16 protein-coding genes are annotated in these 16,072 nt (G+C 52.7%); 4 read left to right on the top strand and 12 right to left on the bottom strand.

Translation table 11 applies throughout. The features are described 5' to 3' along the window. Positions 1-30: 30 nt before the first annotated feature. A complete protein-coding gene (locus E1162_RS15690; protein ID WP_155133030.1) occupies positions 31-627 on the bottom strand; it encodes a glycosyltransferase in 597 nt (198 codons plus the stop codon). A 114-nt stretch (positions 628-741) separates the two neighbouring features. Between E1162_RS15690 and E1162_RS15685 the strand changes: the two genes are divergently transcribed. Both E1162_RS15685 and rnhB read left to right on the top strand, forming a co-directional pair. Then, complete coding sequence (locus tag E1162_RS15685) at positions 742-1,857, top strand: PA0069 family radical SAM protein (protein ID WP_155133027.1); 1,116 nt, start codon at positions 742-744, stop codon at positions 1,855-1,857. A gap of 44 nt (positions 1,858-1,901) precedes the next feature. Then, entirely contained in the window at positions 1,902-2,549 is a 648-nt protein-coding gene (gene rnhB / locus E1162_RS15680) for a ribonuclease HII (RefSeq protein ID WP_155133024.1), read from the top strand. A 78-nt stretch (positions 2,550-2,627) separates the two neighbouring features. On the opposite strand, the gene E1162_RS15675 is transcribed toward rnhB, so the two are convergent. The 8 genes from E1162_RS15675 to E1162_RS15640 form a co-directional block, all read right to left on the bottom strand. Then, positions 2,628-3,113: a F0F1 ATP synthase subunit B family protein gene (locus E1162_RS15675; protein ID WP_155133021.1), complete on the bottom strand. Its 486-nt coding sequence runs from the start codon at positions 3,111-3,113 to the stop codon at positions 2,628-2,630. Between the two features lie 14 nt (positions 3,114-3,127). Then, positions 3,128-3,688, bottom strand: a complete 561-nt coding sequence (locus E1162_RS15670; RefSeq protein ID WP_155133018.1) for a F0F1 ATP synthase subunit B — start codon at positions 3,686-3,688, stop codon at positions 3,128-3,130. A gap of 107 nt (positions 3,689-3,795) precedes the next feature. Then, positions 3,796-4,023 carry a F0F1 ATP synthase subunit C gene (locus E1162_RS15665; protein ID WP_008549639.1) on the bottom strand — a complete coding sequence of 76 codons (228 nt, stop codon included), beginning with the start codon at positions 4,021-4,023 and terminating at the stop codon, positions 3,796-3,798. 78 nt (positions 4,024-4,101) lie between these two features. Beyond that, positions 4,102-4,869: a F0F1 ATP synthase subunit A gene (locus E1162_RS15660; RefSeq protein ID WP_371311979.1), complete on the bottom strand. Its 768-nt coding sequence runs from the start codon at positions 4,867-4,869 to the stop codon at positions 4,102-4,104. Between the two features lie 54 nt (positions 4,870-4,923). Beyond that, positions 4,924-5,295: an AtpZ/AtpI family protein gene (locus E1162_RS15655; protein ID WP_155133015.1), complete on the bottom strand. Its 372-nt coding sequence runs from the start codon at positions 5,293-5,295 to the stop codon at positions 4,924-4,926. A 200-nt stretch (positions 5,296-5,495) separates the two neighbouring features. Continuing rightward, the gene (smc, locus tag E1162_RS15650; RefSeq protein ID WP_155133012.1) at positions 5,496-8,954 is read right to left on the bottom strand and encodes a chromosome segregation protein SMC; all 3,459 of its coding nucleotides are present in this window, start codon (positions 8,952-8,954) and stop codon (positions 5,496-5,498) included. 78 nt (positions 8,955-9,032) lie between these two features. Then, positions 9,033-9,677, bottom strand: a complete 645-nt coding sequence (locus tag E1162_RS15645) for a DsbA family protein (protein WP_371311978.1) — start codon at positions 9,675-9,677, stop codon at positions 9,033-9,035. Between the two features lie 187 nt (positions 9,678-9,864). Next, on the bottom strand, positions 9,865-10,506 hold the full coding sequence (locus E1162_RS15640; protein WP_155133008.1) for a DsbA family protein: 642 nt from the start codon (positions 10,504-10,506) through the stop codon (positions 9,865-9,867). A gap of 284 nt (positions 10,507-10,790) precedes the next feature. On the opposite strand from E1162_RS15640, the gene E1162_RS15635 reads away from it, so the two are divergent. Beyond that, the gene (locus tag E1162_RS15635; RefSeq protein WP_155133005.1) at positions 10,791-11,288 is read left to right on the top strand and encodes a hypothetical protein; all 498 of its coding nucleotides are present in this window, start codon (positions 10,791-10,793) and stop codon (positions 11,286-11,288) included. Positions 11,289-11,340: 52 nt separating this feature from the next. On the opposite strand, the gene E1162_RS15630 is transcribed toward E1162_RS15635, so the two are convergent. Beyond that, positions 11,341-11,862, bottom strand: coding sequence for a DUF721 domain-containing protein (locus E1162_RS15630; RefSeq protein WP_155133770.1), 522 nt, complete (start codon positions 11,860-11,862; stop codon positions 11,341-11,343). 138 nt (positions 11,863-12,000) lie between these two features. Here E1162_RS15630 and mutY point away from each other — a divergent pair, with 138 nt between their 5' ends. Continuing rightward, positions 12,001-13,062: an A/G-specific adenine glycosylase gene (gene mutY / locus E1162_RS15625; protein WP_371311996.1), complete on the top strand. Its 1,062-nt coding sequence runs from the start codon at positions 12,001-12,003 to the stop codon at positions 13,060-13,062. Positions 13,063-13,065: 3 nt separating this feature from the next. On the opposite strand, the gene E1162_RS15620 is transcribed toward mutY, so the two are convergent. Then, complete coding sequence (locus E1162_RS15620) at positions 13,066-14,157, bottom strand: TRAP transporter substrate-binding protein (protein WP_155133000.1); 1,092 nt, start codon at positions 14,155-14,157, stop codon at positions 13,066-13,068. Between the two features lie 146 nt (positions 14,158-14,303). After that, the gene (locus E1162_RS15615) at positions 14,304-15,812 is read right to left on the bottom strand and encodes an AMP nucleosidase (protein WP_371311977.1); all 1,509 of its coding nucleotides are present in this window, start codon (positions 15,810-15,812) and stop codon (positions 14,304-14,306) included. Between the last annotated feature and the right edge of the window lie 260 nt (positions 15,813-16,072).

Here is a 16,072-nt window from a genome sequence, read left to right as displayed (position 1 = left end):
GGCAAACTTATTTCCGCAAGGTCACTTATACTAAGCGATGGCGGAGAAGTCCGTTGCGCAAGATGCGAGTTGTTTAAGTTCGCTGCGCTTTAGAGGGCGCTTCAGAGAGACAACTCCGCTACGGGCTGAATGATCGTGCCCGCCATGAGCATCATAAAGCGCCTTTGACAGCAAAAGGCCCTGCATATCCGAAGGCTTAGCAAAAAGCTGGGTGCTCAGTGACAAAGACCTTTCTCTCAGCCTTGGCTTCCAACCGAAGTCCTCACTTCGATAGCTGAAGGTCGCTGCCATTTTGTTGAGCCGGCCTATCCGCGCCAAGCGATCAGTGAAGGCGGTAAATTCGCCTGTCCATGAGGCATCCAAAACAGCTGCTGGCGACAGGAACATCAACCACTCGCCCCGGGTGGCATGGCTCACCGCGAACGAAACTCGCTCTCCAACGGTGCCGGAATGCTCAAGCCAAAGAGCGCCGCAAGCATCTGCAATCTCAGCAGTCTTGTCGTTGGAACCCGCATCCACAACGATTACCTCTTTCACCACGCCTTCAGCAGAAGCTGGCACAAGGGCAGAAAAGACTGGCACAAGAGTGCTCTCACTATTGAGGCTGGGAATAATCACAGTAAGCATGACTTCTTTTACCCGACGTTTGCGAGCGACTAAAACGTGAAGGCTTGAATTTCCATGTGAATTCGGACATGTTCTCTTTATGTTCTATTTTCTCGGAATAAAAGAGAGCGGAAAATGGGTATAACCCCACAGATTTCCAAGCAACAGGCAGGTGCAGGCGCAGCGCTACCAACGAATCTTCACCGTGGTAGAGGCTCCGCAACCAACCCTAAAGGGCGCTTTGAAAAGGAAGAAGCTGTTCCTTTCGACGATGGCTGGGAAACACTTGAAGACGTTGCACCCTTGAAAACGCGTGTGCAAGTTGAAAAGGCGCGATCTGTTATTACCCGAAATACCTCTCCGGATATCCCTTTTGACCGCTCTATCAATCCGTACCGAGGTTGCGAACACGGTTGCACATACTGCTTTGCCCGGCCTAGTCATACTTACGTTGGGCTATCAGCAGGGCTTGATTTTGAAACCAACCTCTTTGCCAAAGAGAATTGCGGGGAAGTTCTTGAGCGGGAACTTTCCTCTCCATCCTATAAGGCTCGCCCGATCGCTATCGGCACCAACACAGACCCTTATCAGCCCATTGAGCGCACACATAAAAACATGCGCGAAATTCTGGAGGTCTTAGAGCGCTGTAGCCATCCCGTTACCATTGTAACCAAGTCCGCGCTCGTTCAGCGTGATATCGACATTCTGGAAAAGATGGCACAGAAGAACCTAGTGAAGGTTGCGTTGTCTATAACCTCGCTTGATCACAAGCTCTCCCGCAGTATGGAGCCGCGTGCCTCCTCCCCTGCCCGCCGTCTTGGTGCAATTAAAGCGCTGTCGGATGCTGGCATTCCAACCAGTGTTATGGTCGCTCCTGTGGTACCGGGCCTAACAGACCATGAACTTGAAGCAATTCTGGAAGAAGCGCAGGCGGCAGGTGCGCAAGAGGCGAACTACATTCTGCTGCGCCTTCCTATGGAAGTAAGTGAGCTATTCAAAGACTGGCTACTTCGGGAGGTTCCGGGCCGCTATCGTCATGTCCTCTCCCTCATTCGATCCATGCGCTCCGGCAAGGACTACGATGCAGAGTGGGGCAAGCGAATGCGCGGCGAAGGCCCTTATGCTGACCAGCTATCGAAACGCTTCCAACTCGCCTGTAAACGGCTAGGCTTGAAGGCGCGCAGCAGCAAGCTGGACTGCGAGCAGTTCCAACGTCCTTCCAAAGGCGGTGTGCAGCTCTCCTTGTTCTGACGGTTTTGCTTGAAGTGTCGGAGTGCTTGTCCTAGTGCAGAACCATGACAAATGCATTCGGTTCCCTTTTCGACATTCCATTTCCAGACGCGCCAGACGCGGCACACGAACGCGATGTGCAAAAGCAGCTTGGCGGCATTATCGCTGGCATTGATGAAGCTGGCCGCGGTCCGTGGGCAGGCCCTGTCGTTATCTCGGCGGTGTCGCTAGACTACGATGCTCTGCCAGACGGGCTGAATGACTCCAAGAAGCTAAGCGAAGCGAAACGTGAAGCGTTGTTTGATGATATTTTGCGCTCGGCCCATGTGAGCGTATGCGTTCAGTCGCCAGAAACCATTGACCGTCTAAACATCCTGCGTGCAACACTTGAAGGCATGGTCAAATGCGCCAAGTCTCTTGCCGTCGAGCCACAGATGTTCTTTGTCGATGGCCGCGATGCTCCTGCCCCGCTGCTGCCAAAGGCGCAGGCGCTGATTAAGGGTGATGGTCGCTGTCTGGCAATCTCAGCGGCTTCAATTGTCGCGAAAGTTATGCGGGACCGTATGATGGTTCGTCTTGAAGAAACCGTTCCAGGGTACGGCTTTGCCAAGCACAAAGGCTACGGCACTAAAGACCATCAAGAAGCGCTTAAAAAGCTGGGCGTGACCGAGCACCACCGCCGTTCGTTCCGGCCTATTGCAGCAATGCTTTGAAGAAATAACGGCTTTAATGGCCAATAAAAAAAGGCTCCGAATTCGGAGCCTTTTTTAATGAAATCCGTTGTCTCGCGCTTAGTTAAGGCGAGTGGAAATCTGCTTGATACTTGCCTTGAGGACTTCGTCCTGCTTCGCGCTGTCAGCGAGGGCATCGGCTACGATACGCTCGGCGGCAGCAACTGCAACGTCAGCAGCCTTTGCACGTACTTCAGCGATAGCATTCACTTCAGCCTGTGCAATCTTTGCTTCTGCAGCTTTTGTACGGCGGACAATCATGTCCTGAAGAGCAACATTTGCTTCTTCTGCCATGCGGGCAGCTTCAGCTTTTGCATCTTCAACGATCTGCTCGGCTTCAGCTTCTGCTTCAGTACGCTTACGCTGATACTCAGCAAGAAGTGCTTGAGCCTCTTCACGCAGCTTACGGGCACCTTCAAGCTCCTGCTTGATGTTGTCCGCCTGCTGGTCCAAAGCACCGGTAACTTTACCAGGAACCTTGAGATAGGCCAGAAGCGCGAAGAAAAGGATCAGGCCAGTAAGTGCCCAAAAGGAATCACTCATCATGTCTGGGGTTCTCCTTACTTCAGCACGTCAGCTACGGCTTTAGTTACCGAAGCTTTGGTTGGGGCTTTACCGCCGATCAGCACCTTAACAAGGTCGCCAGTCGTATCTGCAGCAATGTCGCCCACCTGAGCCAGACTGTCTGCCTTGATCTTGGCAATACTCTGTTCTGCTTCACTCAGCTTTGCTGCCAGCTTGTCTTCAGCTGCTACGCGAGCGGCTTCAGTTTCTGCAGACAGCTTGGTGCGTGCTTCACTGGCCATGTTATTGGCCTTTTTGCGCGCATCAGCTAGAGCTTGTTCGTAACTGGCAATTGCGTCGTCTGTTTCTTTTTTCAGACGAGAGGCTTCTGCCATGTCACCGGCAATTCGATCACGGCGATCTTCTAGGATGCCGCCAATCCGTGGCAGAACCACCTTTGCCATCACCCAGTAGAAGACGCCAAAAGTAATTGCCAGCCACAACAGCTGAGATGGATAGGTAGTGCTGTCGAATGGAGGGAAGTTACCTTCCGCCGCATGACCGTCAGCTGGTACCAATGTTCCGGTATTCAGTTGTTCGCCCTGGGTATTGGACATGGTCTTCTCCGTGAACGCTCTAAAAACGCCGTTTGTTAAAGAGACGGTGCATCCTGTTTGAGATGCACCGCTAGACTCTTTAGGCGTCTAATCTTCTAGGCTGCTGCTTATACAGCGAACAGGAGAAGAAGAGCGACCAGAAGGGAGAAAATGCCGAGAGCTTCGGTTACCGCGAAGCCGAGGATGAGGCGACCGAACTGGCCGTCAGCTGCGGAAGGGTTACGCAGTGCGCCTGCGAGGAAGTTACCGAAGATGTTACCCAGACCGAGAGCTGCGCCGCCCATACCGAGACAGGCAATACCAGCGCCGATGTATTTTGCTGCTTCTGCTTCCATGACACGTGCTCCTAAAACTAGCAAATTGCGTGTGTAACTAAGTGTGGGTGTTTGACGACCCGGATAGCTGTAGTCCTGTTAGTGGCTCGGATGGAGCGCATCTGCCAGGTACATACAAGTGAGAACTGTGAAGACGTAGGCCTGAAGGAACGCGACCAGAAACTCGAGAGCTGTAATCGCAATAGTCAGGATGAGCGGCATGATAGCTGCGCCGATGCCGATAGCACCGAGGCCGGTAAGCATGACAACAAAGCCTGCGAAAACCTTCAGGGTGATGTGACCGGCCAGCATGTTTGCGAAAAGACGAACAGACAGGCTGACAGGACGAGAGAGGAACGAGATGATTTCAATAGTGGTAACCAATGGAACCACGTAGGCAGGAACGCCGCTTGGTACGAAAAGCTTCAGGAAGCCAGTGCCATGCTTGAAGAACCCGTAAATTGTTACCGTACCAATAACCACCAAAGACAGTGCAAAGGTGACGATGATCTGGCTGGTTACCGTAAAGAAGTACGGAACCATCCCGATCAGGTTTGCCACAAAAACAAACATGAACAGGGAAAAGACCAACGGAAAGAATCGCATTCCGTCGTTGCCTGCCGAGCCACGCAGCGTGCTGGCTACAAACTCGTAAGACATTTCCGCCAATAGCTGCATGCGGCTTGGTACGAGGCCGCGTCCAGAAGTGGACATGACCAAGAACAAAGTCGCGACAGCGACTGTGGCAACCATGAAAAGAGAGGCGTTGGTAAAGGAGAAATCCACACCAGCGATATTCAAATCAAAGATCTTATTGATCTGGAACTGGTGGATCGGATCGATCGCGTTGCTTGAATTTCCAGCCACCGGCTAAATCCCCTAGAGTGCCTTAAAAGACGTGCGCCCAAAGAGCGCGATGAATTATTTATCCTGCTCTTTGCGCTGATTTAAACGGCGCTCTGGTTCAGCCATACGGCCAAGTGAGCGCAGCATGTTTAAAATCCCCGCAGCAAACCCAAGCAGAAGGAATATAACAATTCCCCATGGCTTGGTTCCGAGCCAAGTATCAGCTAGCCATCCCATACCGGCCCCCACCAAGACACCGGCAATAAACTCGGAAGACATCTTCCAAGCCTGAGACAACCCGGCAACAGCACCCGTATCCTTAGACGGTCCCTTGCGTGAACCTTCCTCCTTGGATTCAAGCGTCTGTCCCAGCTTCTTCAATCGCTCAGACAGGTGACTATCAGAGTCATCAGCCAACTGGTTCTCGCGCTTTTCTTCTTCAGGCATGTGTCTATTTTACCTTTAAGTGTCAAGCAGCTTTGATCTCGTCAGCGTTGCCCCTGAAAGACGGGGGCACCATAGTAGGCAGTATAAAAGCTGTCAAGATCGACCATATCTCGTATAGATCGTTGTTTTTATTGAGTTTTCGCCTTTTATTAACAAGGAATACCACCCAAAGTGCGGCGGTTTGCCTGATCAAAAAAGACTCAGGAGGCCTCTCGGAAGCCTTCTGCGGTCTCCAAATCCACAGAAACAAGCTGAGAAACTCCCCGTTCTGCCATGGTTACGCCGAACAATCGGTTCATGCGCGCCATCGTAATTGGATTGTGGGTAATTACGGCAAAACGCGTTTCTGTGTTGGCTGACATGTCCTCAAGTAGGGAACAATACCTCTCTACATTAGCGTCATCGAGTGGTGCATCGACCTCATCGAGTACGCATATAGGCGCAGGATTCGTCAGGAACACCGCGAAGATAAGTGCCATTGCTGTTAGGGCTTGTTCGCCACCCGATAGCAACGTCATTGTCTGAGGCTTCTTCCCTGGAGGCCGCGCGAAGATCTCCAGACCCGCTTCCAGAGGATCTTCAGAGTCCACCAATTTGAGCTCAGCCGTACCCCCACCAAACAGATGGGTGAACAAACGCTGGAAGTGATCATTGACGATCTCGAATGAGGTCAAAAGTCGCTCACGTGCCTCTTTGTTGAGATTGCCGATGCCACCGCGTAGGCGCTTAATCGCCTCAATCAGGTCATCTCGCTCAGTAATAAGGGTAGAGAAGTGCTCCTCAACTTCCCTCACCTCTTGCTCTGCCCGCAGATTGACCCCACCCAAACGCTCACGCTCGGCTTTGAGGCGCTCCAGTTTGCGCTCTGTAGCAGCCTGATCTGGCAGAGGCGCACCTTCTTTGAGCTCAGCAACAGAGAAGAGCTCCGTGACCTGAATTTCCAAGGTCTCATCGACCCAGCGTTCAATCTCGCGGCGATGACTTTTCGCAGCTTCAAGACGCTCTTCAGCGCGGACTTTTCGCTCTCTGATACCGGAGAGGCCTTCCAGTGCCTCTTTGGCCTTGCGATCAGCCTCAGTCTGTCTCGCCTCACCCTCAACAAGAGCGTCGTTAGCAGCTTTGAGTTCCTGCTCCGCCTTATCTAGTTCACGAGAAAGTATAAGCCGTCGCCCCTCAAGCTCCTCAGGTGCTTCAAGCAGCATTTCACGCTCTTCAAGAGCTTCTGTTTCGCGTGCCTTCAGGGTTTCGAGTTGTTCTTTGGCCTTTGCCCCACGCTCGATCCAGCGCTGCTTTTCTTGAACAATCGCCCCGAGGCGTAGTTTTCGGCTTTGCCGATCCCGCTCGATGCTATCGGCAGCGAGTTGCGCCTGAGACAAATCCGAGCGTTTTGCTGCGACGGAAGCTGCGAGCTCCGCCAGAGCCTCTTCCAACTCTTCTGTCTCCGGCAGCTCCTCAAGCTGAAGCATAAGCTCTTCAACGAGCATCTGCGCTTCTTCTGTGTCCTGCTCGGCGCGGCGCTGCTGCTCTTCCAAACTGCTGCGCTTCATGGAGAGCTGGGTGAGCGCACGTTCGGCAGCAGCAAAGGCTTCATTCGCGGCCATAACGTTGCTTTGCTGTACACGCAAACTCTGACGCGCTGCGTGTTCACGCTCGCTTGCGACAGCAAGTTTGGTTTGCGCGTCCTCGACCAGCTCAGAGAGAACCTCAAGTTGCTCCTCCAGCTCTTCTCTTAAGATCTCCAGCTCAGCCAAGCGGTTCTTTTGAGAAAGTTTGATTGCAGAAGGCGTTGGAGCGTCCGGTGCGACAACGAGGCCGTCCCAGCGCCAGAATGCACCTTCTTTACTTACGAGCGCCTGACCGGTTTTCAGCTCCTGTGAGAGCTGTTGCCCCAGCTCTGCCGTTACCAAGCCAATTTGGCTAAGGCGACGCCCAAGCGCTTTCGGCGCACGAACGAACGTACTGAAAGGCTCGGCACCTTTTGGTAGAGAAGGATCACCCGGCAGTATCTTGGCACCAGACCAATGGGACGGAGCATCGCTTTCCAGTGGCACATCGAGGTCTTGGCCCAGAGCAGCGCCTAAAGCCTGCTCAAGCCCTGCATCCACCTCGATTTCATCGACAATGGCGGTCCATTGATCCGACTGTCCAGCAGAAAGGATCTGCGAGAGCGTGCGCGCCTCTGTTTCGGCTTCGCTCAGCTTTGCCCGCTGGTTCGCAAGCGGTTCCTTTGCAGTTTCCACTGCATCACGAGCGCCAACAACCTCGCTTGCGGCGGCTTCCGCCTCCTCTTCTGCCTCTGCAAGTGCCTCGCGAGCCATCTCAAGAGCTTCTCGCGTTTCGCGCGGACCGCTCGCCATTGCGATTTCTTCACTTACGATCTTCAGTTGCTCTGAAAGTTCTTGAGACAAGCTCTGAAAACGCTGCACCTTGGCGCGAGAGCTGCTCATATTCATATCGAGCTGCTGTCGCTTGGCAATAAGGCCAGCCTGCTCCTGTGTCTTCCTTGTATGCTCTACTTCGATTTCCTGAAGAGCTCCACGCGCCTGCCAGACGGTCTCTTGCGCTGTCAGAGCACGTTCTTCTTCCAACTCGGCTTCTTCAGTTAGGCCTTCAGCCTCTTCTTCCAGCTTTGCCAGAACGGAAGCGTTTTCTTCCAGTAGCTCTTCTTCACGGCTGAGCGTTTCATTAATCTGCTCAAGACGGCGAGCGATATCTGTAAGACGCTCTTTGATGCGGCGCTCTTCACCATCAAGATCGTTCTTCGCAATGGTCAAACGCTGGACAGCAGCACCTTTTGCGGCAGCAGCTTCACGAAGCTTTGGCACCTCATGCGCAGCTATCGCCTGCTCTCGGGCAGTCTGGGCTTGCGTAACGCTGATATCGCGCAGTCCCACCTCTGCCTCGACATACTGCTTGCGAGCGACTTCAAGCGCCTGTGTCGCTTCTTGCCAGCGCAGATAAGAGATGGCCGCGTCGGCTTTGCGAATTTCTGATGAAAGATTGCGATAGCGCACGGCCTGACGTGCCTGACGCTTCAGGCCCTCAAGCTGCCCCTCTATCTGCACCAGTACATCTTCAAGACGGTCTAGGTTGGTTTCTGCAGCACGTAATCGGCTTTCGGCTTCGTTTCTGCGGGAATGAAGACCGGAAATACCTGCCGCTTCTTCAAGAATTTTCCGGCGTGCGGTTGGCTTTGCCGAGATCATCTCGCCAATCTGGCCCTGACGGACCATTGCCGGAGAGCGGGCACCAGTCGAAGCATCAGCAAACAGCAGCTGCACGTCGCGGGCACGCACTTCCCGCCCATTAATGCGGTAGGTAGAACCGGACTCGCGCTCAATGCGGCGCGTAACCTCCAGCATATCAGAGTCATTAAAGGCTGCTGGTGCTGTGCGGTCAGTATTATCGAGAAAGAGAGTAACTTCTGCGCTGTTACGCGCTGGCCTATTCAAACTGCCGGAGAAGATGACATCATCCATACCGGAGGCGCGCATGTTCTTATAGGAGTTCTCTCCCATAACCCAGCGCAGCGCTTCTACGAGATTGGATTTACCGCAGCCGTTAGGACCGACCACACCGGTCAAACCGTCTTGAATGACCAGTTCCATGGGTTCAACGAAGGATTTGAACCCGAGAACGCGAAGGCGGGAGAACTTCATTTCCCGCCCTCCGCAAAGACGCTTGCAAGAGCAATAGACGTAGCAAAGCAGGCAGCGCTTTTAGCCGCCCACAGCCTGTTACAGGTGCTTGTCCACGTACTTGCTAATTTCGTCAATCGAGAGCGCTCCGCTCACCTTTTCGCCATTAATAAAGAATGTCGGCGTAGCGTCTACGCCCAAAACATTTGCCGCATGGTTACGTACGGTCGTTACTCCGTCGAGAATTTCTTGATTCGTCAAGCATTCCTCGATTTCTTTCTGCGTGAAACCGATCTGCTTGCCTAGATTGAAAATCGCACCGCGCGGGTTGTCGCTGAAGGCCCACTGGCGCTGCTGCTCGAACATGAAGGTAATGATATCAAAATATTTTTCTTCAGGTGCGCAGCGAGCCAACATAAACGCTGCCGCAGCAACAGGGTCAAACGGGAATTCACGGAAAATGAAATGGACTTTGCCGGTATCCACGTACTTTTCAAGAAATGGCTTGTAAGTCGTGTTGTGGAAGGTGGCACAGTGTCCGCAAGTCATGGACGCGTACTCGATAACTGTGACCGGGGCGTCTTTGGAGCCCAGCTCTTTTTCACCAAGCGGGCCAGCAAACATCAGCTGTTCTTCGGTCGCCGCTAAAGCGCCCGTTGAAGAAAAGCCAACGGCAGAAAGGGAAACTGCGCCAATGCTCAGGGCGCTACTATGCTCAAGAAACGTTCTGCGGGTAATGGTCACAACTATCGTCCTGCCTCGTAAAACCGAATGAGTATCATCATCATTAGTGATACCAACTAGTTACACAAAAGCAGATTGCAACCCCACCTGTCTAGCGCTTCTTTGGTTGTCCCCTCACACCTGACTCACGCACTCGTGATGCAATAAGGGCTTTGAGTGGCTTAACCAGCTCAAAGCCCTGTCAAAATTACTTCAGGTCTTTCTCGAAGATCGCTTCGAATTCTTCATAGGGCAGCGCGCCTTTGACCATTTCTCCGTTCACGAAGAAAGTTGGTGTAGAATTCACACCGAATTCCATTGCCTTTTCGCGCTTTTCATTCAAGCCGTTGAGAAGCTCCTGATTGCTGACAGCTTCTTTAAACTGTGCTTCTGTCATGCCCATCTGCTGCGCCATTTTTAGCAGCGACTGATAAGGGTTGTCAGTGAATGCCCAGTCTTTCTGCTTCTCAGCCATAACACCCAGATACGCGTCGTAACGGTCTTCCGGCAGGCTGCGGCCAATCATGGATGCTGCTGCCGCCACCATATCGAGCGGGAGTTCACGGTAGATGTAGCGAACTTTACCGGTGTCGATGTAGTTCTCTTTGATCTTTGGGTAGATGTTCGTTTTGTAGTAAGCGCAGTGGCTGCAGGTCAAAGACGAATACTCGATCATAGTGATCGGCGCATTCTCATCACCTAGAACCATATCGCTGAGCTGTGTTTTTTCCATCAGCTCGTCTTGCGAAGCTGCATAAGCTGCGTCCTTGAATGGAAGCGCCAGAGTAAGAGCACCAGCGATCAACGCAGCTCCCGAAAGTTTAACGAATGCACGACGGGAGTATTTCATTCTTCTGTCCTTCAGGATCAAGTTTATCGTTATTGTACCTGCACCTTTTAGGGGCAAATTTTGGACAGTGTGCCCACCACCATTGTATTTTTAAAGGGGTGAACTTCTAGCCCTAGTGACCTAATTTCGCACTTTGCACATTTCGTTTAAAGTGGCCATTCAAACTTTGTAAAACGGCGATTTTTTCATGGTTTATGCGCGAGGAAGCTTCCATTTCTTTTCACGCTAGGTCATAAACCATTAGATAATCTAATTCATTAAAATTCTAATCGATTCCGGGGAACATGCTGCGGCTAACACTACTTGCTCTACTTGGCGTTGCACTTGCAGGCTGCCAAGCTTCAATGAAAGAAGATTTTGTCGATACCAAGGCGGGAACGACTGCTGAAACGCCTGCAGGTGATGCAGATGCGGCCGCGTCGACAAATCAACAGGTCTATACTGGTACAGTGGAATTGAAAGAACTGACCGGTCGAAGCTGGGTTGTCAGTGAAGGGGGCGGCAGCAGTAACTGCAGGCTCCGCTTTGAAAAAGGCACAGTGCCAGCGGGCACTGCAAGCTCGGCAGGCGCCAACGGCCTAATGTGGCCAGAGGGCAAAGCGGCCGCAACAGGTTGCACCAGCGAGGAATTGCCGAAGGCGGTTGGCTGGCAGATCAATGGCGACACGATTGAACTGCATGACGAAAGCGACACCAGCCTCGCCTTTTTGCTGATGGAGCGCCCAGACCTTCTGCTTGGCTACACAGCGCTGGGACATGACCTTGTTCTAAGCCATCAATAACGAAGAAAGCGGCGTCATATGCGCCGCTTTTTTGTTTCTACTGCTGGGAAATTCAAGCTGCCGGAGAACGGGAGGCAATTTCCTTACCCAAGCGCTCAAGAGCTTCCTGCAAGCGCGGGTTGGAAATCTTCTGCACCTTGTTTTTGATGGTGGCCTGTTCCTGCGAAGACAAAGCACGCGGCCTTGCGCGTTCTACTTTCGGCTTTGGGCGAGCATAACGCTGGACGATTTTGATACGGTCCACGGCATTCCAACCCAAAAACGAATTGATGCGTTCTCTGAGCTGCGGTAGTTCATGAGCGAACAGCAAGGCGGAGGCGGCATCAGCGTGAACAACAAGGGTTGCAGGCTCCGGCACAGACATACCGTCAACATCTTGACGGCGAGGCCAAATCAACTTACCCGGCTGAACGCTGTCTTTGTAGCGCTCACCTACAAGGTCCGGCCAAGATCCGATAAGGTCAGCAGTAGCAAAGCCCCTTTTGCGGGCAAGAGGGTGCATAGCGGAGCGAACCAACTCGCTGAGTTGGTGCTGGGATTGCTTTCCTCTTTGTCTTTGCACAGCTTTGACCATCACTTATCACAACCTCATAAAAATACGGCGCTTATGTGACCTTTAGATATTTATAGTTTTAAACGACGAATAACTTCCGCGATACCTTAAAATACCAAGGATCCCATAGATTTTTGGGGAGCATACTTGACAGGGCATATACAAGTGAAATCTGACAGCAGAATTCTACTGGACTGGTACAAATTAAATGCACGCGACCTGCCGTGGCGCGTTCGCCCTTGTGACAGGGAAAACGGTTTAAAAGCAAACCCTTACCATGTCTGGATGTCAGAGATCATGTTGCAGCAAACTACCGTTGCAGCTGTCAAAAAATACTTTGAACACTTCACCCAAAACTGGCCAGATCTTTCCGACCTCGCAAGCGCTGAGGAAGAGGATGTGCTGAAGGCATGGGCCGGTTTGGGGTACTATTCCCGCGCGCGCAACCTGTTCAAATGTGCAAAAACTGTCCAACTTAACCATAATGGGCGATTTCCCGAGGAAGAAGCACGCCTTCTGAAGCTTCCCGGTATTGGCGCTTACACCGCAGCAGCCATCTCCGCCATTGCTTTTGGACGCCACGCAGCAGTTGTCGATGGCAACGTGGAGCGCGTTCTCAGCCGTCGCTTCGCTATAGAGACACCCCTGCCCGCGCTGAAGAAAGAAGTTAAGGAGTTGATGGGCGAACTAACGCCCGATGAGCACCCGGGCGATTTTGCGCAAGCCATCATGGACCTTGGCGCAACCGTTTGTACGCCGCGTAGCCCTAACTGCCTCATCTGTCCATGGATGGATGTATGCGAAGGGCGAAAGCTTGGCATCGCTGAAACCCTTCCAAGAAAGGCACCCAAGAAGGAAAAACCTTTAAGGCGCGGGATGGCCTTCTTGGTGGTGCGCAGTGATGGTGCGGTACTGCTGCGCAAGCGTCCAGACAAGGGTCTGCTTGCAGGTATGAGTGAACCCCTCACCACACCTTGGAGCGTTGACGCCCCGCTTGATGATTTGCAGTTGGCCCCTTTTACTCTCGACTGGGATCTAAGGGATGAATTGGTGCGGCATACGTTTACCCATTTCCATCTGGAAATGAGTGTCTACACCGCAAGTGTTGCCCAAGACTTTGAGACACCGGAAGATCATTGGTGGTCGAGCCCCTCCGAGATTTCCGGAGAAGCGCTGCCAACTGTGATGAGGAAAGCCGTTGAGATTGGCTGCCGCGCCTAGCTGTTAGCTGTTCGCCTTCATTCGCGCCGCCATATATGGCAGGTAGCTGGTTGCGCTCCAGCGCTCCATATTATCGCGCGCAGCGAAGTAGCTCATGTGAATACGGCGGGAGAGCTCACTTTCGGATGAGATGTCGAGGAGGACCTCCCGCGCCATTACAGAGAAGGCATCCATAACATCCTGCGGCATCTCCATCATAGTGACGCCGCTATACTTGGCGAGCTGAGAAAGAGCCTGTGCGTTGTGCCAATTGAACTGGCCAAGCATGACGTCATTTTCTGCATCAGCGGCGCCTTGGATGATGGCTCGATCTTCCTTGGAAAGCCCTTCCCAAAGAGACAGATTAATGCCGAGGGAGCGCGCCGAGCCCGGCTCGTGAAAGCCCGGATAATAGCAGTACTTAGCCACCTTATGCAGGCCAAGGCGCATATCTGACCATGGGCCTATCCATTCAGCTGCGTCGAGACCGCCTGTCTTCATAGCAAGGGCAAGTTCATCTGCTGCAATGGTTACTGCACTACCACCCAAACGACGCAGTACTTCGCCAGAAATTCCGGGAATGCGCATACGCAGACCGATAAGGTCCTGAGCAGAATTAATTGGACGGGTAAACCAACCTGCGAGTTGCTGTCCGGTGTTGCCTGCCATCATGTGCTTGACGCCGTAAGCTACACCTAGCTCATCCCACAACTGCTGACCGCCACCAAAACGAACCCATGCGTTGAATTCATCTGCTGTCATGCCGAAAGGAACGGAGGCGAAGTAGTTGTAGGCTTTGTGCTTATCGTGCCAGTAGTAGTCCGCGCCGTGGTAGAGGTCTGCAGAGCCACCGGCAACAGCATCAAAGCTTTCTTGCGCCGGAACGAGTTGGCCTGCGCCATAGACCTTAATGAGAATTCTGCCGCCGGAGTTTTGGAAGATGCGATCCGCAATACGCTGAGCGCCTTCGCCTAAACCAGGAAAGTCCTTTGGCCAGCATGTGACCATGCGCAGTTCGAGGATGCCTTTTGCAATAAACGGCTTGGCGAGCGCGCTCGTTGCAATACCTGTTCCGGCAGCAAAGCTTGCGCCTTTAATGAACGTGCGTCGGTCCATTGCATCCTCCTATCCGGCACCATAACTTGCCGGAAAAGCCGCAATGAACACCAAAGCCTACCAGCAAGATAAAAGTTTCTACAGTGCTGTTTAGGCATGGATCGCTTTCGTGAAACTGAACAGCTTCACGAAAGCAACTGACAATACTACTGGAAGGCTGTTTCCGCGAAGCTGCGGAGCTTGCGGGAATGGAGGCTTTCCAAAGGCATAGACCTTAGAGCTTCCATTGTCTTTATGCCGATTTCCAAATGCTGAGCCACCTGACGGCGATAAAAATCGGTCGCCATACCCGGCAGCTTCAACTCACCGTGCAATGGCTTATCAGAGACGCAAAGCAGTGTTCCGTAAGGCACACGGAAGCGGAAACCATTTGCCGCAATGGTGGCAGATTCCATATCCAAGGCGATTGCACGGGATTGGGAGAACCGCTGTACTGGCTCACGGTGATCACGTAGCTCCCAGTTACGGTTATCAATCGATGCTACTGTGCCGGTACGCATAACGCGTTTCAGGTCATAGCCCTTATAGCCAGTCACTTCTTCTACCGCTTCCTCAAGTGCTACCTGCACCTCCGCAAGCGGTGGAATTGGAACCCATGTTGGCAGGTCTGCGTCAAGCACTTTATCTTCACGCACATAGCCATGGGCCAGAACATAGTCACCCAGCTGCTGACTGTTGCGCAAGCCAGCGCAGTGACCAAGCATCAACCATGCGTGCGGGCGTAGGACCGCAATGTGGTCTGTGATCGTCTTGGCGTTAGATGGGCCCACACCAATGTTGACCATGGTGATGCCGCTGTTATCAGCCCGTTTCAGGTGATAGGCAGGCATCTGAGGCAACCGTGGTGGTGCCACACCTTCACTCGGCGCGGTTTCACCAGCGTTGGTGATCAGATTGCCCGGCTCCACATAGGCTGTGTAACCGCTTGATGGATCAGCCATCAACTCCTTTGCCATCTGGGCAAAGCCGTCGATATAGAACTGATAGTTGGTAAAGAGAACGAAGTTCTGGAAATGCTCCGGAGCAGTCGCGGTGTAGTGCTGCAAGCGGTGTAACGAGTAATCAACGCGCGGCGCGGTAAACGGTGCCAGCGGCTCTGGTCCGTCCCCTGCCTCATAGGTGCCATTGGCGATCGCATCATCCATTACGGCCAAATCTGGCACATCAAAGATGTCGCGCAGTGGTCGTTCAGGACTATCTGCGAACGCGCCTTCTACATGGGCACCATGATAGAACGCAAAGTGCAGTGGAATTGGTGTCGTGCTTTCACCCACCTCTACAGTTCCGCCGTGATTGCGCAGCAACTGTTCGATCTGGTGAATGAGGTAACCGCGGAACAGGTCCGGGCGCGTAACAGTGGTTGCATATCGGCCAGGTCCGGCGACAAAGCCATAGGAAAGGCGGCTGTCTGCTCGGGAGTGGCTTGAAAGCTCCATCCTCATTTCTGGATAGAATGCGCGAACGCGGCCCGCTGGCCCCTCACCTGCACTTGCCTTCTTAAAAGCCTTGCGGAGAAACTTGGTGTTACGCTCAAAAAGATAAATGAGATAGTCCGTTGCGGCGGTGGCGTCAGTAAAGCTGGCCACGGCAACTGGCTCTGGTGTTAAAATTTCGGAAAAATCTGCGAGAACGTCGCTACCGGATATAGTCGACACTGAAATAAACTCCTTATTCGTGTCCCCTATTCTTTGACAGGGCTTTACCGGAAGGTCAAGAGAGCACACTCAATAAGTGGAAATATTTACACGTATCGCAAAAGTTTTCACCAGCTGTGATTGTATTCAGCGCTCTGGCGAAGCGGCTCACGCAACATTTTCCGGTAGTCTCGCCATATAAGGAAAAGGTGCTTCGTTTTTGTGACCATGCGGCATCCTATTAATTTCACCGCTGTTGATATTTACAATTTCGCGCTTTG

The sequence above is a fragment of the Pseudovibrio flavus genome (genome assembly GCF_009711345.1).
GTDB classification, from domain to species: domain Bacteria; phylum Pseudomonadota; class Alphaproteobacteria; order Rhizobiales; family Stappiaceae; genus Pseudovibrio; species Pseudovibrio flavus.
This window is presented reverse-complemented; position numbering and strand designations above follow the sequence as displayed.